Origin of the sequence: Lysinibacillus sp. RC46, assembly GCF_041262385.1 — a bacterium.
Lineage (GTDB): Bacteria > Bacillota > Bacilli > Bacillales_A > Planococcaceae > Lysinibacillus.
This window is the reverse complement of record NZ_JBGCCF010000011.1, coordinates 121,645-140,809: the sequence shown is the minus strand read 5'-3', so window position 1 is coordinate 140,809 and position 19,165 is coordinate 121,645. Positions and strand designations below refer to the sequence as shown.

General features: G+C 34.9%; 23 protein-coding genes. 10 read left to right on the top strand and 13 right to left on the bottom strand.

The features are described 5' to 3' along the window. Positions 1-57: 57 nt before the first annotated feature. From ABH966_RS12355 to ABH966_RS12335, 5 genes are all read left to right on the top strand, one after another. Entirely contained in the window at positions 58-360 is a 303-nt protein-coding gene (locus ABH966_RS12355; protein WP_370078802.1) for a PadR family transcriptional regulator, read from the top strand. Beyond that, positions 357-800, top strand: a complete 444-nt coding sequence (locus ABH966_RS12350; RefSeq protein WP_370078800.1) for a hypothetical protein — start codon at positions 357-359, stop codon at positions 798-800. The genes ABH966_RS12355 and ABH966_RS12350 overlap by 4 nt, the downstream gene beginning before the upstream one ends. 353 nt (positions 801-1,153) lie before the next feature. Continuing rightward, complete coding sequence (locus tag ABH966_RS12345; RefSeq protein WP_370078798.1) at positions 1,154-1,426, top strand: hypothetical protein; 273 nt, start codon at positions 1,154-1,156, stop codon at positions 1,424-1,426. 457 nt (positions 1,427-1,883) lie between these two features. Beyond that, on the top strand, positions 1,884-2,282 hold the full coding sequence (locus tag ABH966_RS12340; protein WP_370078796.1) for a BlaI/MecI/CopY family transcriptional regulator: 399 nt from the start codon (positions 1,884-1,886) through the stop codon (positions 2,280-2,282). Between the two features lie 2 nt (positions 2,283-2,284). Then, positions 2,285-4,177 carry a M56 family metallopeptidase gene (locus ABH966_RS12335; protein WP_370078794.1) on the top strand — a complete coding sequence of 631 codons (1,893 nt, stop codon included), beginning with the start codon at positions 2,285-2,287 and terminating at the stop codon, positions 4,175-4,177. A gap of 183 nt (positions 4,178-4,360) precedes the next feature. On the opposite strand, the gene ABH966_RS12330 is transcribed toward ABH966_RS12335, so the two are convergent. Then, positions 4,361-4,603, bottom strand: coding sequence for a hypothetical protein (locus tag ABH966_RS12330; RefSeq protein WP_370078792.1), 243 nt, complete (start codon positions 4,601-4,603; stop codon positions 4,361-4,363). 528 nt (positions 4,604-5,131) lie between these two features. Then, positions 5,132-6,016 carry a LysR family transcriptional regulator gene (locus ABH966_RS12325; protein WP_370078790.1) on the bottom strand — a complete coding sequence of 295 codons (885 nt, stop codon included), beginning with the start codon at positions 6,014-6,016 and terminating at the stop codon, positions 5,132-5,134. A 130-nt stretch (positions 6,017-6,146) separates the two neighbouring features. On the opposite strand from ABH966_RS12325, the gene ABH966_RS12320 reads away from it, so the two are divergent. Continuing rightward, entirely contained in the window at positions 6,147-6,905 is a 759-nt protein-coding gene (locus tag ABH966_RS12320) for an SDR family NAD(P)-dependent oxidoreductase (protein WP_370078788.1), read from the top strand. Positions 6,906-7,112: 207 nt separating this feature from the next. On the opposite strand, the gene ABH966_RS12315 is transcribed toward ABH966_RS12320, so the two are convergent. After that, positions 7,113-7,595 carry a PH domain-containing protein gene (locus tag ABH966_RS12315; protein WP_370078786.1) on the bottom strand — a complete coding sequence of 161 codons (483 nt, stop codon included), beginning with the start codon at positions 7,593-7,595 and terminating at the stop codon, positions 7,113-7,115. A 124-nt stretch (positions 7,596-7,719) separates the two neighbouring features. Then, entirely contained in the window at positions 7,720-8,367 is a 648-nt protein-coding gene (locus ABH966_RS12310; protein ID WP_370078784.1) for a pentapeptide repeat-containing protein, read from the bottom strand. 187 nt (positions 8,368-8,554) lie between these two features. Here ABH966_RS12310 and ABH966_RS12305 point away from each other — a divergent pair, with 187 nt between their 5' ends. Next, positions 8,555-8,887 carry a hypothetical protein gene (locus ABH966_RS12305; protein ID WP_370078782.1) on the top strand — a complete coding sequence of 111 codons (333 nt, stop codon included), beginning with the start codon at positions 8,555-8,557 and terminating at the stop codon, positions 8,885-8,887. Between the two features lie 206 nt (positions 8,888-9,093). On the opposite strand, the gene ABH966_RS12300 is transcribed toward ABH966_RS12305, so the two are convergent. Continuing rightward, positions 9,094-9,276, bottom strand: coding sequence for a hypothetical protein (locus ABH966_RS12300; protein ID WP_370078780.1), 183 nt, complete (start codon positions 9,274-9,276; stop codon positions 9,094-9,096). A gap of 169 nt (positions 9,277-9,445) precedes the next feature. Here ABH966_RS12300 and ABH966_RS12295 point away from each other — a divergent pair, with 169 nt between their 5' ends. Both ABH966_RS12295 and ABH966_RS12290 read left to right on the top strand, forming a co-directional pair. Continuing rightward, complete coding sequence (locus ABH966_RS12295; protein ID WP_370078778.1) at positions 9,446-9,853, top strand: VOC family protein; 408 nt, start codon at positions 9,446-9,448, stop codon at positions 9,851-9,853. A 211-nt stretch (positions 9,854-10,064) separates the two neighbouring features. Further along, positions 10,065-11,222 carry a Ger(x)C family spore germination protein gene (locus tag ABH966_RS12290; RefSeq protein ID WP_370078776.1) on the top strand — a complete coding sequence of 386 codons (1,158 nt, stop codon included), beginning with the start codon at positions 10,065-10,067 and terminating at the stop codon, positions 11,220-11,222. A 236-nt stretch (positions 11,223-11,458) separates the two neighbouring features. Here ABH966_RS12290 and ABH966_RS12285 read toward each other — a convergent pair whose 3' ends face one another. Beyond that, positions 11,459-11,707 (bottom strand): hypothetical protein, encoded by a 249-nt coding sequence (locus ABH966_RS12285; RefSeq protein WP_370078774.1) that lies wholly within the window; start codon positions 11,705-11,707, stop codon positions 11,459-11,461. A 104-nt stretch (positions 11,708-11,811) separates the two neighbouring features. Beyond that, positions 11,812-12,519, bottom strand: coding sequence for an MBL fold metallo-hydrolase (locus tag ABH966_RS12280; RefSeq protein ID WP_370078772.1), 708 nt, complete (start codon positions 12,517-12,519; stop codon positions 11,812-11,814). A gap of 246 nt (positions 12,520-12,765) precedes the next feature. Here ABH966_RS12280 and ABH966_RS12275 point away from each other — a divergent pair, with 246 nt between their 5' ends. Beyond that, positions 12,766-12,996: an NUDIX hydrolase gene (locus tag ABH966_RS12275; protein ID WP_370078770.1), complete on the top strand. Its 231-nt coding sequence runs from the start codon at positions 12,766-12,768 to the stop codon at positions 12,994-12,996. A 257-nt stretch (positions 12,997-13,253) separates the two neighbouring features. Here the strand turns inward: ABH966_RS12275 and ABH966_RS12265 are convergent, their stop codons facing one another. The 6 genes from ABH966_RS12265 to ABH966_RS12240 all read right to left on the bottom strand — a co-directional run bounded on the left by ABH966_RS12265 (position 13,254) and on the right by ABH966_RS12240 (position 18,719). Beyond that, positions 13,254-13,409 (bottom strand): lipoprotein, encoded by a 156-nt coding sequence (locus ABH966_RS12265; protein ID WP_370078768.1) that lies wholly within the window; start codon positions 13,407-13,409, stop codon positions 13,254-13,256. A gap of 368 nt (positions 13,410-13,777) precedes the next feature. Then, complete coding sequence (locus ABH966_RS12260) at positions 13,778-15,646, bottom strand: hypothetical protein (RefSeq protein ID WP_370078766.1); 1,869 nt, start codon at positions 15,644-15,646, stop codon at positions 13,778-13,780. Then, complete coding sequence (locus tag ABH966_RS12255) at positions 15,634-16,395, bottom strand: ABC transporter ATP-binding protein (protein ID WP_370078765.1); 762 nt, start codon at positions 16,393-16,395, stop codon at positions 15,634-15,636. Before ABH966_RS12255 ends, ABH966_RS12260 begins: the two co-directional genes overlap by 13 nt. Positions 16,396-16,430: 35 nt before the next feature. Further along, entirely contained in the window at positions 16,431-17,063 is a 633-nt protein-coding gene (locus ABH966_RS12250) for a TetR/AcrR family transcriptional regulator (protein WP_370078763.1), read from the bottom strand. Between the two features lie 199 nt (positions 17,064-17,262). Continuing rightward, positions 17,263-18,126, bottom strand: coding sequence for a DnaD domain protein (locus ABH966_RS12245; RefSeq protein ID WP_370078761.1), 864 nt, complete (start codon positions 18,124-18,126; stop codon positions 17,263-17,265). Positions 18,127-18,299: 173 nt separating this feature from the next. Beyond that, on the bottom strand, positions 18,300-18,719 hold the full coding sequence (locus ABH966_RS12240) for a hypothetical protein (protein ID WP_370078759.1): 420 nt from the start codon (positions 18,717-18,719) through the stop codon (positions 18,300-18,302). Positions 18,720-19,165 lie beyond the last annotated feature (446 nt).

Below are 19,165 nucleotides of genomic sequence, written 5' to 3'. Positions count from 1 at the left end.
TTATTACGTTATACGTTATATCGCCAAACGTAATAAACTTTTAAAAGGATATATTGTATGAAAAAGGATAGATTTTCAGAGCCTTCACTGTTTATTTTGATTAGTCTGGCAGAAAAAGATTGTCATGGCTATGCAATTATGGAGGATATTGAAAAGAATTATAGTATTAAGTTAGGTGCTGGAACTTTATATGGAGCAATTACACGTTTAGAAAATGCGGGCTATATTCAAGTGCTTGAATCAGATGATCGCAAAAAACCTTACAGGCTAACAGATGCCGGACGTGAATATTTAAGCAACCAAATTAAAGATATCCAAGCAATAACTACACTTGGCGCAAAAAGGCTTGGGCTTATATGAAGTGGTTAATTTATTTCTATCCAAAAAGTTGGAGAAAACGATATGGCGATGAATTATTTGATCTATTAGAACAAAAAGATTGGACATTCTTTATGACGATTGATTTACTTAGAGGTATAGTTGATGCTTGGAAAATCGAAATAAAAGAACGAGAAGTTTTTGGCATTCGAATGAGTAATGTATTATTGCTTGTCGGTTTGATTAATATACTTATTATTCTACAATACAGATCATCACAGGAGGTCATTTTTATGGAACAAATTGCGTTAATCATTGCAATGGTATCGTTTTTCTTAGCAGTATCTATTTTCATTGTGCATCTTTTTAAAGAAGGATTACAAAAGGCTTTTTCAATCAGCACTAAATTATCGAAAATGAGTCTCGGATTTATGGGCATATATGGTTTGAGTTTTATTACATTTTTAGTACTAACTAATTAACTATCGTATAAAAACTCTATAACATAAAACTAATTATAATTAATAAAGCGTATTCGATTTCTCCCGAATACGCTTCTATTTTCTAATGGCGAATAAATTAAAATCGCCCCATTCTTTAATTATCCTCCGCCAATTCTAACTTCCTGTTATGTAAATAATTCGAATAAAATAAAACGATTAATACTAGTCCTACGATAAATGATACATTCCCTATTTTCAGAAAAACGATCTTTGTATAGTTGTCTAACGGAGTCAATTGGAAAATATAATATAGTGTCAAAGGGATTCCAACTAAAGAAGCCAATAATATATTTTTATTGTTCCAATAACCAAATAAGGTTTTTATGAAATAAGTGAAAAAAATCCAAAGACTAAAAACGATTAAAGCATGCGATATTCTATCAGCTAATTGTCCCTTCAGTACAGTTAAAAAAAGAATAGAAAACACGACTACTGTAACAAAAGGAGCAAACACAATTAACTTATCCATTCTTTTAATTGGTAATCGTAATTTTGAATCAGCAACCAATGAAAATGAAGCTCTTTGTAAATATAAAAATAAACAAGCAATCATGATCAATCCTAAATATAACAATAAAATACCTTCCTTCAGCCCTTTATCCTAATAAAGGAAACTTGTTTTTGTTAAAAACATAGAATATTATACTAAAATATAGAATGTTATACCATATTTATTGCAACAATGCTCTGCCAATTTTTTTATTAGAATATTTGGGTTTTGTTTCAATTTATACAACTGTCCACCGAATAAACAAATACTTAATTTTACAGTATTAAATGCGAGTAATTTCACGAAATCACTTTAGGCCAAATTGCAGCCCCCTTTCAACAGAATGTCTTTTACAGTCATTGTAAAACCCCCTACTTTCACTACTATTCACATAATACCTGTGTTTTAAATGCTTGTTTAAGACGAGAATTGCTTTCTTCACTGTTGTTTAATTGTATTTCCGCTTCAAGAGCATTTATTTAGCAATTGGAAAATAGTTGACAACCAAGGATTACAAATGTAATATCGAATTACGGATTACAGTTGTAATACTTGGAGGTGAATTTCAAATTATGAAAGAATTACCTAAAATATCTGAAGCTGAATTGGAAATTATGAAAGTTCTTTGGTCAAAATATCCACAAACAGCAAATGAAATTATTAAAGTACTAGAGTCAACAACAGATTGGAAACCGAAGACGATTCGGACGCTTATTAATCGGTTAGTTCAAAAAGAAGCTATTTCTTATCATCAAGACACAGGGCGTGCGTATGCTTATTATCCTTTAGTTTCTCAAGAATGTTATTTACAAGTAGAAACAAAATCCTTACTTAAGCGTTTCTATGGAGCAGCATTTAAACCATTACTTGTGAATTTCTTAAAAGAAGAAAAACTGTCTTCAGAAGATATTAACGAACTCAAACGTATTCTGGATGAGAAGTCTGAGGAAAATCAGAGGAAGGATCGCTAATAATGATAGATATCTTCGTAAATCTCTATCTACCTCGTTTTTTTGATTGGGTGTTAGAAACCTCAATTATGGCAAGTATACTAGTCGCTCTAATCTTAAGTGTGAAAATTTTGCTTAGAAATCAGTTAACTCCACGGTGGCAATATTTGTTATGGATGATATTAATTGTCAGACTTTTATTGCCTTGGTCACTAGATAGTTCCTACAGTATCTATTCTATCTTTTCCTTTAGTAATGGAACTGTAGCTACTACTTCAAAAGAACATGAGCAAGAATTAGAAGTTATAGACGATTCAAAGATAGCCACAAAAAATGTTTCATATATATCTAGTTCACCCAAAGTAGCTGAGGAAAATAAAAAACAAATACACAATAATACAAAACGAAATGATGAACCGTTTTCTTTTTATACAATCCTTGTATACATTTGGCTTACTGGAGTCATCATTTTGGGCTTTACTACCATCATTATAAACAGGCGTTTATTTCTTTACATAAAAGGACAATCGATGATAACAGATCAAAGGATTGTCACTATCTTTGAGAATTGTAAAAAATCTATGTCTGTACAACAAGATATCCCACTGTTTTTAGCTGGAAAGATATCGAGTCCAACTGTGTTCGGCTTTATTCGGCCAAAAGTTTTATTGTCAAACGTACACACGGAAGTGCTAAATGAGCAACAGTTACGATACGTTTTCCATCACGAATTAGCCCACATCAAACGAAGTGATGTTGGTGTGAATTGGCTTATGTATAGCTTACTCATTTTAAATTGGTTTAACCCCATTCTTTGGTATGCATACTCTCGCATGCGGGAAGATCAGGAACTAGCCTGTGATGCGTTAGCTCTTACATATATAAATCCAAAAGAGCAACTTGCATATGGTCATACTATTATTAGCCTTTTAGAACACTACTCCAATTATTATCAAGTACCAAGTTTAGCAAACTTAAGTAGAAATAAAAGAACCTTAAAAAGGAGAATTTGGATGATTAAAAAGTTTAAAAAGAACTCTTATCGCTGGTCTCTATTTGGAGTTGCTACTGTAATTGCTGTATCTTCTATATCTCTAGTAAATGCACGAGCAGATATACCAACGAAAGAACAAATTGAAGTTAGTAATGATATGAAAGAAACAAAAACTGAAGTTCCTATACAGCAAATTGTAGAAAAAATGATTGGTACAAAAGAACAGGCATTTGCAGATTTTCATACCTCAGAGAATAGATATGAAGCTATACTTGAAGAAATTGAAGTAGCACGTAATGTGTTAACAAAAGAGGAATTTGATCAATTAATCAATTTGGAAACAGAAGAATATACTATTACTAAAGAGATGAGAGCCTTAGGGGGACCGGAACATTTTGATCCGGATAAACATAAAAAATTAGAGGAAATTAGTAAAGCTGCTGGACCCTTATGGAAAAAAATCTATTCACATTTCACATTTACTATAGAAGAAGCACAGGAGTTAGTTGATTTTCCGATAAAGAAGCCAGCTTATCTACCGGGAGGTTACGAACTAAAGAAGGAAGAAGTTGAAACAGCTATTACGACGAAGAAACTGAATCCAGTCATTCACTCAGAATATAGAGGCGAGAGGAAGTTTGGCTTTAAAATTTATCAATCTGCTATTTTAGAAAAACCAAGAAAACCTGGCATTATAGAAATTGGCAAAGATCCTTTCTATGAACGTATATATGACAACATAGAAAGTTATGAACTGGAAGGTACACAATTCACTTTTGCTAAAAGTACTGGAGAAAATAGTAAAGCCATGAAGATGATTGTTCCTGAAAAAGGAAAGGACAGTGCCTATCAAATAGTAATCATTGATGATGTTTTAAATAAGGCAGAGTTAGAAAAAATCATGATTTCATTTTTGAAATAAATGTAGTAAGTCTAATTCCATCAACAACAAGAAGAGATTTTTAAGGTAAAAATGAAAAAATTTTTATGTTAAAAATAGCGCCATTTTTAGGCGTTTATCATATCATTTATCAATACTAAAGTATCATTTTTGAATACAGCTTTATTTCATTCAAAAAGGAAGGGAAAAGAATCCCTTCCTTTTTTAGTGCACAACCTTTTTATTGATTAGCTTGGTACTACCAAAAGCAATTACTAGTGCTATTAAAGAAATAACAAGTGGCGGAATAAAGCTTGTATTTCCAAACACCACTTGTGATGATAAAGTCGAAGCCTCTTCCCATTGGTTGCTAGGCGTATAAAACATTGTTAATAGCATACCTGAAAGTACTTGCAATACGACAAAAGCCAGCGTAAAAACCCCTGCAAATAATAAGTGTTTTTTCAAGTTAATCCCTCCCCTCTTATATATTACTACGACTTAAGTTTAAATAAGTTTCACAATATTCTATTTAGAAATTATTCTGTAACACCTCTGTATCCTTGTATGGTGTTATGATCAATGTTTCTAGTTCATTCATACTTATTTTGTTGTGTACTACTTTGTCTAGCTAGCGTCTATAACGCCTCGGCCGTTTTTATGTTACACTTTACACAAATTACATACTGAGGTGATATTATGGAAAACAATAAATTGATTTGCAAGTCTTGTGGTAGTGATTCATTTTCTCAGGGGAAACTTGATGGTTACGCTGCTTTAAGACCAGTTGACACAATTTTTTCTAATGGATCTCCACTTATTTTCACTCTGTGTCAGAATTGCGGAGAAATAGCTTCTATTAAGGTGAAAAAACCCCATAAGTTTACTAGCTCCATATAGTTTTATTCAGGGTCACTAGCCTGTAAGTGACCCTTTTTATTTAACCCCCAAAAACAAACATGTAATTAGCCCCGCTTCATATACCTTCCCCACATCTTATATTGTACTATCCTTCAAAAATGAAATAGCAAAATCACGAAAACTATTTGCGACAAATGAACTTTTTCTCTTTTTATTCCAAGCAATCCCTACCGTTTGAAAGCAATCAGGATTTGAAATTTTTAATATCTTTACATTGTCTAAATACTGATCTAAAAATGAATATTTAAAAATAAGAGAGATGCCCTTTCCTTCGTTCACCAATTGTAAAATAATCGATAAATCTTCACCTTCAAAGGCAATTTGCGGAGTAAAGCCTGCTCTTTCAAATAATTGATTTTCTGTTGTGCGGAAATTTTGTCCTGTTTCTGACAAAATAAACAATTCATCCTTAGCCTCGATTAGTGAAACACTTTCTTTAGCAGCTAGGGGATGATCTTTCGGCACTACTAAAAAGACTTCTTCTGTAAATAATGGCACCCACTCTATTCTGTCATCTTTAATTGGATTAATGACGATCATTAAATCAATTTCACCACAAATTAATTTTTGTAGCGCTAATTTATCAGGTAATAAATACTGTCGGATTTTAACATTTGGGCGTTTTTTATAAAAATCATAAAATAATTTTGGCAGTAGTTTTGAATTCATTACATTAATCGCTATACTATCTTTTCGTATATTTGCGAGTTCTTGAATTTCTGATTTTGCCTCTTGTAAATCATCTAGAGCCTTTTCCACCTTCTCATAAAAAATGCGTCCATATTCATTCAAACGAATAGATTTCCCTTTTCGATCAAAGAGTGGTACTCCAATATCATCCTCTAAACGAGCAATCGTTTTGCTTAATGAAGATTGCGAAACCTCTAATTCCAATGCCGCTTTCGACATATGCTCCAAGCGGGCTACTACTATAAAATACTCTAATTGAGTTAATTGCATTATTAGTCACCTTCTTATGCTTATTACTATAAAGGAATAAGCTCATTCATTCAAAAATATTGAATACGTTTTTTAGTGAAAGCTATACTACACATGTAAAGTAGACTTACAAATATGGGGAGGCAATATTATGAATGTTAGAGATTTTGAAGGTCGAGTTGTCTTAATCACTGGAGCAGCTACTGGTATTGGCCGTGCTACAGCAATCGCTTTTGCACGTCGTGGCGCGAAAGTTGCTATTGGCGATGTTGATGACCGTGCACAAGAAACTGTAGAACTAGTTCAACAAGCAGGCGGAGAAGCAGTATTCTTTAAAACAGATGTAACAAGCCCAGAGCAATTGAAATTACTTGTTGAAAAGACAGTAGAGAAATTCGGTGGATTACATCACGCATTCAACAATGCAGGCGTTTTAAACAAACCAGCAAAATTCGTTGATATTGAAGAAGTTACTTTTGATAAAGTAATGGCAGTTGACGTTAAAGGTGTATTTTTTGCGGTGAAACATGAACTTGAATACATGGTTGCTAATGGCGGTGGTACAATTGTAAACACAGCTTCAGTAGCTGGTGTCATTGCTGATCCAAATATGGCACCATACGTAACAGCAAAACACGCCGTAACGGGTTTAACAAAAGCAGCTGCAATTGACCACGCTCGAGACGGTATCCGAGTAAACGCTATCGCACCTGGTTTAACAGAAACACCAATGACTCAAATGTGGAAAGATAATCCTGAAGTTTGGAACGAAGTTGTTTCTAACGTTCCATTGGGTCGAGCTGCTAAACCAGAAGAAATTGCTGAAGTCGTTGTATTCCTTTCTTCAGACGCTGCAAGCTTCTGTAACGGCTATGTTTATGTAGCAGATGGCGGACAAGTTGCTCACTAAGTCAATTTCGTAAATATTTATTCCTAAATAATAGAATGACAAAAAATAGACCAAGACGGATATCTTGGTCTTATTGTTTATTCAAATACAATATCTGTTCAACCAACAACGAAAACATATTATGGGGAATAAAAAAACATAAACGTAATACAATCCTCGTAAACGTTCATGCCTTTTCCCTCTTTCCTATGTATTTGCATTCCTAAGTTACTCACTAATCTTCTCTAAAGCATTAGTAAGTTCATTTAGCCAATGTTTCCCACCATAAACGACAAATATCGTTTCATTTTCTTCTCTTTCAAAAATATGGAATCTTTGCGATATGAAGAGATTTAAGCCGAGTTCAGTTCGATCTATTTCTTTTAAATCCAACTCCCAATATAAATGAGGATTTAAATTGATAGCATGCACACAAAAAATTAATCGTTGGTTTGTTAATAATAGTCGCCCACCATCAGAACGAGTTATACTGTAAAACATATTTGCAAAGCCCGAGCGAATTGGTATTTCATGTTCACGCATTTCATTTCCATGAAAAAAGATTTTTTTATATTTGGGTTCTTGTTCATCCAAATTATAAGTGATTTGTTTAGCTTTTGATGTAATAATATAGCTACCACAATACGCACAACTATTATCCTTTGGATCAAATGCTGCAGCACAGTTGGGACAATTTAAAGACTTTGCCATTGCTCATTCTCTCCTCTAATAATCAATGATTTACTAATTATAGAAATTATTCCTTCATATAGTATACTTTTAATTACAAAGAATACCAGTAAAGAATGGGATTCAATTGAGTAGCCAGTCAATATTATCGTTTAACCTTTAAACCTAGCACTTCAGCAAAGCCAATTGCTTGTTCAGTGGAAACCACACAGCCATTTAAATTATTCAATGTTACATTTAATCGTTCAAAAGTGCATGTACTAATATCCACATTGTTGAGAGGCGTGTCGCTAAAATCAACTTCATCAATATTACAGTGTTCAAATTTCACTTTCTTAAATTGGCAGTCGTAATAGCTTGTCCCACGTAATGATGACTGCACAAAACAAATTTGTTTTAGTCTTGCTACTCCAAAATTACATAAATTCATCACACAATCTTCAAAAGAAACATTCCCTAAATGGGCCTCCGAGAAATCAACACCTAACAGCTTACAGTTTTTAAATGTAACTCGATGTATAATTCCTTCGTTGAATTTTGAGTTAGATAAATCGCAGTTTTCAAAGATGACATCAGTCATATCAATTTTATTGAAATTCGAGTTAATCAAAGATACTTTTTGAAACATTACTTTGGATACTATTAAACGCTCAATACTATCATTCTCTCTACTTGTATTCGTAATTAGCTGATTCGATAGATAAGGTTCTTCATCATAAAAAATGTCTTCAAAAGTTCCTTGAGCCAAATCATTTGGAATAAGCGGAAGTTCAATTTTAAATTTTGTCGTCATTCTATTTGTCCTTTCTCACTTTTATTATCTTAATTCTACTCTATTATAATTGATATAACTTTAATAAAGGCTGTTTTCGAAAAGAATGTTGCTATTCAAATAAAGTTAGCAGGATAATTCAATAAGATACAAGAATAAGTATGCTGATTATCGAATACTTAAGTATCTTTGATTCGGGGGGAAGTGTATGTACGATTACATAAGTATTCATTCAGATAAATTAGCCTTATTTATTAAAACTGATGTCATTGAAAATTTCTTAATATTAAATATGAGTTGCACTAAACTAAGTACACTAGTGTTTACTAAGGAGTTAAGTGGCTCCAGTATCATAATTAGAGGAATTAATGCTAATTTACAAGGTAATTATGCGTATGATTCCGCAGATGAATTTACGGAGATAAATTTAATTGGGATTGACTTTCCAGATAACTCTAATGGTGATTTAGAGGATGAAATATTGAAAATTGCACAGGAAATTTCAAATGAGTTTTTATGGAAAATTGATTTAAGAGAGTAAATAAGTAAGCTTTCCTTATTAAACTAACAATGCTTTAGTTGAAGAAGATAGCCAAATCAGAAGCAACTTGGGAAAACAGCCTTAATATTAAGGAGTTTTACTTTAGATTTAGTTACCTCATATGTTCTGAACAAATAACTCTTGCTCAATTCAAATTACCACAACCCAAACGATTGTGGTAGAAAATATTATGCGTTCTTCCTTAATTATTTATTACGTTTTGAGGAAGTGTTTTCGTTGTATTGTTTTTCATTGTATGCATTGTTCAATTGTTCAGTAGTTAGATCATTTTCTTCACGCACATCTAAATCATCAGGGCTTAAATCTGCTCCAAATTCTACTTGTTCTTCTTCACTTTTATTGCGTTTTTCTTTTGCCAAAATTATCACCTCCGATATATAAATTATCCATTTTGGCGTAAATTATACTTGTCAGAATATATGCTAAATGTTACGTTATTTCCTCGGTAATAAACTATTCTGGTATCATTTAGGAAGTGCCATTTCAACGATGCGGATTGTTTCATTAATATAGATTAGATAAAAGGAGAAATAATTTATGGCTGAAAAATATGTACACCACATTTGCATACAAACGAATACATATGATGAATCTTTAAGTTTTTACACTGAAATATTAGGATTTGAAGTAGCACAGGAGTCACCAAATTTCCACGATAGACATTTTAATACTTGGTTAAAACTTGGAGCATTTTATATCGAACTCCAAACTGGAAAGTATAATGAAGTCCTTGATACATGCAATTCAAATGCTCAAGGCATTGTACATTTCTGTTTCTGGGTGGACAATCTCTCTCAAGAAGTAGAACGGTTGAAGGATATGAATGTTCATTTTATTCGCAAAAATGATGAAATTATTTATAAGGTTGAAAATGGCCAGCTATGTAAGTTAAAAGCACCTGAAGGAACTATTATAGAACTTCGCGATAATACAGGAATAAAGTGATCAGGGATTTTTCTTCATATCTCTTCGCTTTTTTCAGAAATACGCCAGGACTCATTATAATAATGAGTCCTGGTCTTTTGTTTAGATGGCTAAATGTAGCTGTTCTAAGTTTTTCACTACTTATAATCCTTTCATTTTTTGTCCAAACTATAAGCAAAACCCCTTTACTCCGCAAGATTACACAGAATTTCTAAAAGTAGGGATCAAAAAAATGAAGAAAAAAATGACGTTAATAGTAAGTTTAGCAGCTGTACTATTACTTTCCGGATGTTGGGATGTTACTGAACCACAAAGAATGTACTATATTGACGGAATTGGTATCGATTATAAAGATGGTCAATATGAAATATATATGCAAATCATTAATTTTGCGAATGTAGCTAAATCTGAAGCGCCTACTCCTCAAGCAGCACCGTCTGAAATTGGATTTGCTAAAGGTAAAACGATGGAAGAAGCCTTTTTTAAATTATATCGCTCCATCGACCAAAAAGTATTCTGGGGGCATATGACTTTTCTTCTTTTCTCTGAGGATGCCTTAAAGAACGGCAATTCCATTCCTATTATTGACAGTTTTTTACGTCATCGGGAAACGAGATATCAAATATTGACATATGTTACAAAGGACTCTATTAAAGATATTCTTTTAGTCACACCAATATTAAATAAATCACTAACAGCTTCAAAGCTAAGCAATCCAATGCATACAAAAGAGCTACAAACATATGTAGAGCCCGTGGATTTGCGAAAACTACTTATCAACTTAAATGAGCCGAGTCATGAAGTGAATATTCCACTTGTATCAATTAATAAAAACTGGGAAACGACTGATAAACCAACAGAGGAAACTGCTTTATCTGGTTTCGGAGTAGTTTCAAAAGATGGATTTAAAGGCTATATAAATGATGGGGAGGCAAGGGGTATCCAATGGATGTATTATAAAAAAACCCGGGGAGACGTAACGATTAAATTAAACAATAAAGAAAAAGAATACTTAACAGTTGATTTAGAAAAATTAAGTACCAAAATTAAACCAATTGTAAAAAACAATGAAGTAACATTTGAAGCGGAAATAAAATTAAATGCAATCATCAATGGTTTCAAAGGGAAAGTAACTACCGATCAAATAAGAGAAGGTATTATTAAGGAAGTTAAAAAAGATATAAAAACATCCTATGAAGCAGGTTTACAAATGGATGTTGATGTTTTCCGCTTATCAGAGCAGCTATACCGAAAAAACATAAAGGCATGGAAAAAAGTACAGAAAGATGGCAAAATTCCATTGACAGCCGACACTCTTAGTAAAATAAGTATTACTGTAAATAAAGTTAATCCTGGTCGAAAAACATTTGCTGAAACAATTAATGAATAGCGATATTAATGATGTATTGGCATAATGATGAAAGAAGTTAAAACACATTTGTGTCAGCTATCCAACGATCTATTCAATTCATTGAAATAAATTCTCATTCGAACTGTGATTTTTCGTTCTATGTGTTATAATGCTGTTGATGGCTAAGCCATTATAAGGGCAAGACCAATTCTGAGCTGTAGCGTTGTCATACGCTACAGCTTTTTAAATTGTTATTTTTTTAAAAATTCGGACGTTTAATCGGACGACGAACTACTATCACTGCAACTAGATGTATCACTATAACTAGAGACACTATCCGAGCAATTGTCTGTATTTGTATCTTCCATGGATACAAATGTATTTGTTGAACTATAATCTATATGAGTACTCGAATGATTGGAATGACTTCTTGTTGAACTATCATGATTAGTGAATTCCTTTTTTATTAAGCTAATCACACCTACTAAAATAATGAATCCGATAATTACAATAAAGAATCCCATTCTTCTCTCCCCCTTTCAGATAATAATTAAATTTTATCATTATGAGAGTTGATTAACCATTTTTAACCAAACGAAATAGAAGACGCTACTCGCTTTCTAAAAGGTTAAAATTCGTTCGTTACAACATTGAACCCTAACGTTTCAGCTTCTTGACGGTCAAAACCTTCATCTACATGCATACACCAAAATTTCGAACGTTCATCAGGACTCACTAACTCACTCAATTTTCGTAATGACAAGTGCACATTGCCCTCATAATCAGCTTTACAAGTATCTACATAAACAAAATCGAAGACCTTTGGATTTCGTAAAGATTCTTTTAGGTAATTTGTATCTCCTGTATAATAAATAAGTTTGTCATCTATAGATAATTCAATTGAATAAGAAGGTATTTCTTTAACATGACTAGACCTTTCGAAAAGTACTTTACAGAAATTAAGTGTGTACTGTGTATCCGATTGACATTTTTTTATGAAACATTGAACTCCTGGCATAATGCCATTAATGGCCAACAATTCTTCAATTTTTACATCATAAGCGGAATAAACAGATACATTAGGTTTTGCCATTTCGCCATGGCAATAATAGCTATAAAAAATAAAATCAGCAAGGCTACCAACATGGTCCGCATGAGTATGAGTGATCAATACATGGATATGCTTGATACCTTCCAGTAAACTATTTTCCTTAATTCGGTGAAAAATATTGCTACCACAATCAATTAACAACATCTGATTTCCTACTTTATAATACGCTGAATTATTACCTATTTTCGTATTAAATGCACTTCCAGAGCCGATAAATTTCAACATAAAGTAACCTCTCTTCCATATTTACTTTATTTTACAAAGAATATTATCAGTTATCCACTTCTCCCCCTAAAAATGATAAAAGAATGAAACGCTTAAATTTTATTATTTACAAATGATGGCCCCTCTCAACAAATAATAAATAATGTGTGTTATTTTAACGACTGGTCATATTCTTTAATACGCTTGGTTAGCGGCGGAACTCGATGTTTTAGCCGCGGTCTTCTCTTGGTTAGCGGCGGAACTTTATTGGATATGAATAAGCACCTTCATCCACCTCAACCATATCATTATTATAAATTGTTTATTCAATGTGAGATTATTGGCGGGCATGCAAGAAATGGTTTGGAAACAAAAGGAGTACACTTTTATCATGACGATAATTTACCAAACCTTTCATTAGAGAGAAATACAGGTGTTCAAATCAAAATGCTTTTCGAATTCTTAAGAAACCCTCATAAAGATACGATTTTTGATTAATAGCTATAAAGTTAATGGAGTGAAAAAAGTCCAATTTCTTAATTTTAATGTTAAGAAATTGGGCTTTATAATGGCGTGGGTTTAGCTCTGATTAAATTTTCCCTTAACATTTTCCGGTAAGTCATCCACATTCATTACTTTGGGATCACCAGTATATCCTTCTAAGCCTCTTGGGACGCGGACAATCGTTCCTTTTTTATAAGGTTTTTCTGCAAAAAAACTTACAACCTTTTCATTTCCATCCTTATCATAGCCCTCTAGTGCGTATACGAACTGCCATTGCTATTTGGAGTTTGTAATTCCTCGTTAATTTGAACATAGTAGTCTTTTTCTATCAAAGCACCCTTGTCACCACAACCAACTAAGAAAGTAGTGAATAAAATTGTCATTGCTAAGAATTTCATAATATTCATTTCTTATGCCTCCTCTTTTATAACGAAATAATCTCGTTACACAAGAGTATAGATAAATTCTCCACTACCTTAAATTTTGGAACATGACAGTTAGTTGACAAAATTGTCATCTTTAAAAAATCTATGAACTGCCCTCTCGACCTTTAACTTAATATCTATACCTAACTAGCTCATCTCTCCTTTTAAGTATGGACATAGCCCTCCCAATAACACACGAACAAAATATGCTACACAATCTCCCCCAAAAAAGCCGAATTTCCTTTACTCTAAGGAAATCCGGCATAATTGTAAAAGCGCAATGGAGGATTAATCTTTAGGGTAATTAGCGAAGCTGTTACCAATAGATCAATCGTCATTGTGTTTTACCGCTACATATTCTTATGTTTACGAACTATTTTTCTAGTTATAATCAAAGCACTTACACCAGTTAGAACAAAGAAAATGCAAATAAGTAATTGGACGTTTTCCGGAAGATATAGAGCAATAAACCAACTGTGGACCTTTACGCCTGAAAGCTTTAGAATTATAGGCACAATCCCCTGTGGTAATGTGAAAATAATCCCCATCGTAACGAGTAGACCTACCAAAGCGGACTTTCCTGCAGATAGATTAGAAAATGTGTCGTCTGTTTGAGCTACTTTGTTATCCACGGATTGAGCTATTCCGCCGCTCTGCATGATTGCGAGGATATCTGGACCAAAAGCTTCCAAACGACGGTATGCCAAGCGTCCGAAATACCAAGCGATGAGTAAGCCGGTACACAATCCCACAGGAACACCAATCAATGTTAGTAAGTTTTGATGTAGCAACGTCCCTAAGGTCAATATGACTAATGTAGGTATCGAAGCAAAAAACAGCAATATCAACAACAATAAATTGGTTATAAATAATGCCCCTGCGTTCATGTCATCACCAGAGACTATGGTTCCGCGTCCACGCCTATGCGGGTCTGTCACAGGTATGAGCTTGTAAACTGAGAGGAATAGGATTAATCCCGCTCCTCCACCTAACAGCGATGGAAGCAAGGCTAAAACCCATGCCCACGCCCAGTCCAACTTACTGACATAAAGGAATAGGAGAGATATTACGATCGATACGGGTGCTACAACCATTATCCATGCAATTTGCCTGCCCCGCACATCGTTTCGTTCTGAGCCCGGTGTAGTAATAGACATCCAAAGAGCACCGCCATCAAACCCATAAAGATTGTTAGAGAACACGCAAGTGAACATCACAAGGACTATGCCGACCCAGGGCATTAATAAAGTAACACCGCTCAACGATACAAATAAGCCATAGAATAATCCCGTCCACAGCCCCATCCGCAACAATCGCCCTCGCTGCGGATCGCGCATCCAAGTCTTCAGTTCCTTAAGAACGACCACCCCAATTTTCGAAGTTTTTGTCGGTAGAATGTTGGCCCAAGTAAGGAACAATGATTTATTTCTGCTATAACGATTTATACGAGCCGCATTTTTCGTGCTCCCTGACAGCAGTCTTGCCCATATAATCAATAGTAATCCACACAATAAAGCCAACCCACAGAGAACACCGACAGCTAAAAAGTAACGGGATCGATTTACAGCTTCGATTGCTACCACAGCCCAACCCGATGGCAATATTCGAGCCACTAAAGAAATTGCTGGCGACGGTTCCTCTACGAACAAGCTAACCGAAGGAAGTAAATACCAACCGACGTTAAGAAAAGCTATAACGGCTCCTATGATCAACGCCCCGAATTCTAAACCTAATCGGGATTTCGATGCCTCTCCAATCACCCCCATCACCACTTTGGACAATAGCATGATGATTACTAGTTGCAACAACATCGCAGGTACGGCAACGATCACAGCCCAAAATCCAAGTCTTGCTGCATAAATGACGAGAGAGAAACAAGCGACTAAGCTAACGATTGGTCCAATACCGATGAAGGAGGTACCGAGCAACCCTATAGCCAATCTTCGTTGGGCGATAGGCAACAAGGTGAAGTATTCCGTTTTCAATACCCCTTCTCCGCCAACTAACATAGGCCCTATGATCCAACCAATCATCCAAAATCCAAAAGCGATACAGATAAGATCTGCTGATATTTCATGATTATATAGTACACTAAGCAGAATCGTACTAACTGCCAGCAATAGACCGATAACCCCACCGATAATCATGAGAGTCGCTCGTCCTCCGCTCATCGAGTGGCGAAGCAAGGAAATCTTCATTCGAATCATTACATTAACCATGATAATCTCTTTCCTTCTCCAGGGCGATTCCCAACTAACTGAACGAAAGCCTCTTCCAGACTTTCACCATTACGCACAAAATCCAATGGGCCTGCAGCAGCCACTCTCCCCTTCGCAATAACAGCAACATGATCACACAATTGCTCGACCAACGCCATGACATGGCTGGATAAGATGACAGAACCACCATTGGCAACAAAACTCTGCAAGATGGTTCTAATTGTTGACGCAGAGATGGGATCAACCGCCTCGAACGGCTCGTCAAGCACAAGAAGCTTTGGGGAATGTAGAAGGGCCGTGGCAAGACCAATCTTCTTTCTCATTCCAGTGGAATAGTTTATAACAAGCGTACGCTCATCATTACGGAATTCTAAAATATCAAGCAATTCTTCTGTACGCTGGGCAACAGTCTTCGCATCAAGTCCACGCAATAATCCCATATAAGTCAAAAGTTCACGCCCGGTTAGCCTTTCTGGCAATGACATGCCATCTGGCAGAACCCCAACTAATGTCTTTGCATGTAAAGGATTTGACCAAACATCAACACCGAATATTCTAGACGCTCCACTGTCTGGGCGCAGCAGCCCTACTGCCATAGATAATAGAGTCGTTTTTCCTGCACCGTTCGGACCTACCAAACCGAAAAATGAACCGCAAGGCACAGTCAGGTTGACACTATTAACAACAGTGTTTTCTCCAAATTGTTTGCTCAACCCGAGCAGTTGAAGGGCCGAATCCCCGTCTGTCATAACATTTTCCTCCTTAAATTGCCTACTGATTATGCTCACAAAGTTACGTTCTTATCGGTTGCCAATTTAAATAAAGTGATTAATTCTTGTGCATAAGCATCAAGATCCAGTTCGGGGTTCATCATCATTTGCGGCGGCAATGCATCAATCGCCTGTCTAATGGTTATAGCCATTACTTTGGGAGAAAATGTTCGAAATTCCCCGTTCTTTTGCCCATATTGCAAAATTTGCTCTAAATCGTAAATGGCTGCCTCCTGGAGATTAAAAACAAACGACTCCTTTCCTTCCTCAGGGCGAATTCCAGACCAAATTTCTAATAGAGCTAGCATATACGTCTTATGTGTAGACATAAAAGCAATGTTACTTTCGAGGTATACGCTTAACATATCCCTTGCGCTAGTGGCAGATTGTATAAGCGGACGCATATAAGAATCGCCAGAAGTATAAACCTTTTCAATGACATGCCGAATCAATGTTTCTTTGTTTTTGAAGTGGTAGGATATCACTCCCGTACTGATATCTGCACGTTTGGCTATTTGGGCTAAAGATGCTTGTGCAAATCCCAAACTGGCAATTGTCTCGATTGCGCATTCCACAATTTGTGTTTGCCTAGCGGCTTCAATAAAAGAAAGTTTTTTTTGACTGTTCGTATTATTATTTATATTCATATTTAAAAATTAGCATGACCGTTCAAAAATTTCAATTGTTATTTTGGTTAATTTTGTATTTATTTTGATAGTTATTGGAATTTCCTCATTCTTCATGTCATTCCTCCTTGATACTCCATATCTTTTTTCGATTGGTGTTTAGGATATCGGAGTTGCTTTTAGACCAATTAACTCTCCAACCACGCAGTAGTTGCATTTTTCACCTTGCACTCTCAGTTAGATTCCTTAATGTTTCCAAGACTTTTTGTCGTTCAGCTTCAAAGTCAATTGCTTGTCCATTATCTATATCATTGGAATTCCCACTACGTTGATGGAACCAATCAGGGACAATCTCTTTATGCACTTGTTGATTGGATTGATAAGTACGCTGTTGTTGTTTTCGGGCTACAAATCGAAGTTTATCCGCTTCTACTTCCTCAATTGTTGTAAACTTCTTAGTAGTCCAAACGTGCAAAATCTTTTCAACGTAATTCCAACGAAGCACATTGTTTTCTATGGCTTGCTTCATAGCATGGATCACAAGGTCTTCCGACAATTCATTTATCCAATGACCGATTTTGTACGTGACATGAGCGACTAGAGAACCAAAGCCATTTTGCTCATAAAATTGGAACGCGCTTTGTGGTTTTGGTATGTTCTCTTCTGAGGAATGGCTCTTATTATAATAATTATTTAGTAAATTATTATTTAGTGATTTATTATTAATTAGTATTGACGGTTTTTCCATCAACGGATTAACCGTTATCGGATTTGCACTATACGGTTCAACTTGTGGTGTTTCGAACACTGAGAGTTCGACTTTCCTAAATTTACCCATGTTTGTTCTACCCTGCACTTTGTGAACATAGCCAGCTGTCGATAACTCCTTAATAATGTTAGCAGTAGATTCACGACTGCATTTGCTATGCGTGGCTAAATCAGAAATACAAAATGACCAATCATCTGGCAAAGACAACATGTAAGCAAGCAAACCTTTTGCTTTCCAGCTTAAGCGAGTGTCCTTCAGAAACCCTTTGTCTAACACAACATAATTCTCCTTTTTACGAACCCTAAATATTGCCATAATGTCCCACCTTTTGTTTTATTAGTACTTTGAGTCATTCATTAACTTATATACTGATTTGACACAAAATAAGGGACAAATATTTAGATTCTGAAAGAAGTTAAATAAGGCAAAAAACAGGACATGCTACAATAGCACGTCCTGTTTTCTCCTTTTTATGGTTCTTCAACGTTTTATTTATATAACTCTTTATAAACAACTACTTTTAAGGCCGTCATTTCTTCGTCTGTTAATTTACCTTCCATTTCTTGAATGACTTGATCTTTTGTCATCGAACCATTTTGTACTTTTACTCTTATATTATTAAGCTCCGAAATACCAACTTTTTGAATGATTACTTTTGTAGCTTCTTCTTTTGTTGTAAACGGCAACTTGCTGCTGTCTGCAGTTTTAGCCTCTTCCATAAATGATTTTAGTTGAGGGTCACTTTCAATCGTATTTTTAATTTCATCCATTTGTCCGCTTTGCTCTAATTCTGTTGAAATAGTATCAACAACCTTATCGGATGCATACTTCATTCCATAATGATAAACCCCATAACCAATAACACCGATGAAAATTACAATGATCAGAAGGAATTTAATAAATCTCATACTCTCACACTCCTTAATTCTAAACATAATAATACTATATAGAGTGGAAAGATGAAAAATGATAACCTTGCGAACAAAGCCTTTTACAGATTTTCCGAACGAGAAAGCCTATGCAGGGTGTAGCCCGTCTTTAGACATGGGATGAAAGTGAGGTCAGACAAGAGGTAACTATTGCTACTTTAATTGTCTGAAAGGGTGTTATACTTCATCTATAGACTAGTAAAAGTCTATAAAACACGCTCGTCCATTGAAAATTGGATATTGTATAAGGTTCGATAGCCTAATTCATGCTATCGGTAAAACAATATGTGTCGTCACGAAAAAGACGCTAAAACATATCGGACGAAACCAACTATACGCTATGGTAACAGTAGTGTAGCCCTATCTGCTATATGCACTGGATAGGGAGGGGTAATGGGATACCCCAATCTTGAGAACTGTTCAAA

Excerpts from the sequence above, each read along its gene's own strand:
- ABH966_RS12285 (WP_370078774.1), bottom strand. The coding sequence starts at position 11,707 with ATGGGATTCTTTATTGTAATTATCGGATTCATTATTTTAGTAGGTGTG.
- ABH966_RS12240 (WP_370078759.1), bottom strand. The coding sequence starts at position 18,719 with ATGAGATTTATTAAATTCCTTCTGATCATTGTAATTTTCATCGGTGTT.
- ABH966_RS12350 (WP_370078800.1), top strand. The coding sequence starts at position 357 with ATGAAGTGGTTAATTTATTTCTATCCAAAAAGTTGGAGAAAACGATAT.
- ABH966_RS12320 (WP_370078788.1), top strand. The coding sequence starts at position 6,147 with ATGAATGTTAGAGATTTTGAAGGTCGAGTTGTCTTAATCACTGGAGCA.
- ABH966_RS12250 (WP_370078763.1), bottom strand. The coding sequence starts at position 17,063 with ATGAATATAAATAATAATACGAACAGTCAAAAAAAACTTTCTTTTATT.
- ABH966_RS12280 (WP_370078772.1), bottom strand. The coding sequence starts at position 12,519 with ATGTTGAAATTTATCGGCTCTGGAAGTGCATTTAATACGAAAATAGGT.
- ABH966_RS12325 (WP_370078790.1), bottom strand. The coding sequence starts at position 6,016 with ATGCAATTAACTCAATTAGAGTATTTTATAGTAGTAGCCCGCTTGGAG.
- ABH966_RS12245 (WP_370078761.1), bottom strand. The coding sequence starts at position 18,126 with ATGGCAATATTTAGGGTTCGTAAAAAGGAGAATTATGTTGTGTTAGAC.
- ABH966_RS12255 (WP_370078765.1), bottom strand. The coding sequence starts at position 16,395 with ATGACAGACGGGGATTCGGCCCTTCAACTGCTCGGGTTGAGCAAACAA.
- ABH966_RS12310 (WP_370078784.1), bottom strand. The coding sequence starts at position 8,367 with ATGACGACAAAATTTAAAATTGAACTTCCGCTTATTCCAAATGATTTG.
- ABH966_RS12340 (WP_370078796.1), top strand. The coding sequence starts at position 1,884 with ATGAAAGAATTACCTAAAATATCTGAAGCTGAATTGGAAATTATGAAA.
- ABH966_RS12305 (WP_370078782.1), top strand. The coding sequence starts at position 8,555 with ATGTACGATTACATAAGTATTCATTCAGATAAATTAGCCTTATTTATT.
- ABH966_RS12355 (WP_370078802.1), top strand. The coding sequence starts at position 58 with ATGAAAAAGGATAGATTTTCAGAGCCTTCACTGTTTATTTTGATTAGT.
- ABH966_RS12315 (WP_370078786.1), bottom strand. The coding sequence starts at position 7,595 with ATGGCAAAGTCTTTAAATTGTCCCAACTGTGCTGCAGCATTTGATCCA.
- ABH966_RS12335 (WP_370078794.1), top strand. The coding sequence starts at position 2,285 with ATGATAGATATCTTCGTAAATCTCTATCTACCTCGTTTTTTTGATTGG.
- ABH966_RS12265 (WP_370078768.1), bottom strand. The coding sequence starts at position 13,409 with ATGAATATTATGAAATTCTTAGCAATGACAATTTTATTCACTACTTTC.
- ABH966_RS12290 (WP_370078776.1), top strand. The coding sequence starts at position 10,065 with ATGAAGAAAAAAATGACGTTAATAGTAAGTTTAGCAGCTGTACTATTA.
- ABH966_RS12295 (WP_370078778.1), top strand. The coding sequence starts at position 9,446 with ATGGCTGAAAAATATGTACACCACATTTGCATACAAACGAATACATAT.
- ABH966_RS12260 (WP_370078766.1), bottom strand. The coding sequence starts at position 15,646 with ATGGTTAATGTAATGATTCGAATGAAGATTTCCTTGCTTCGCCACTCG.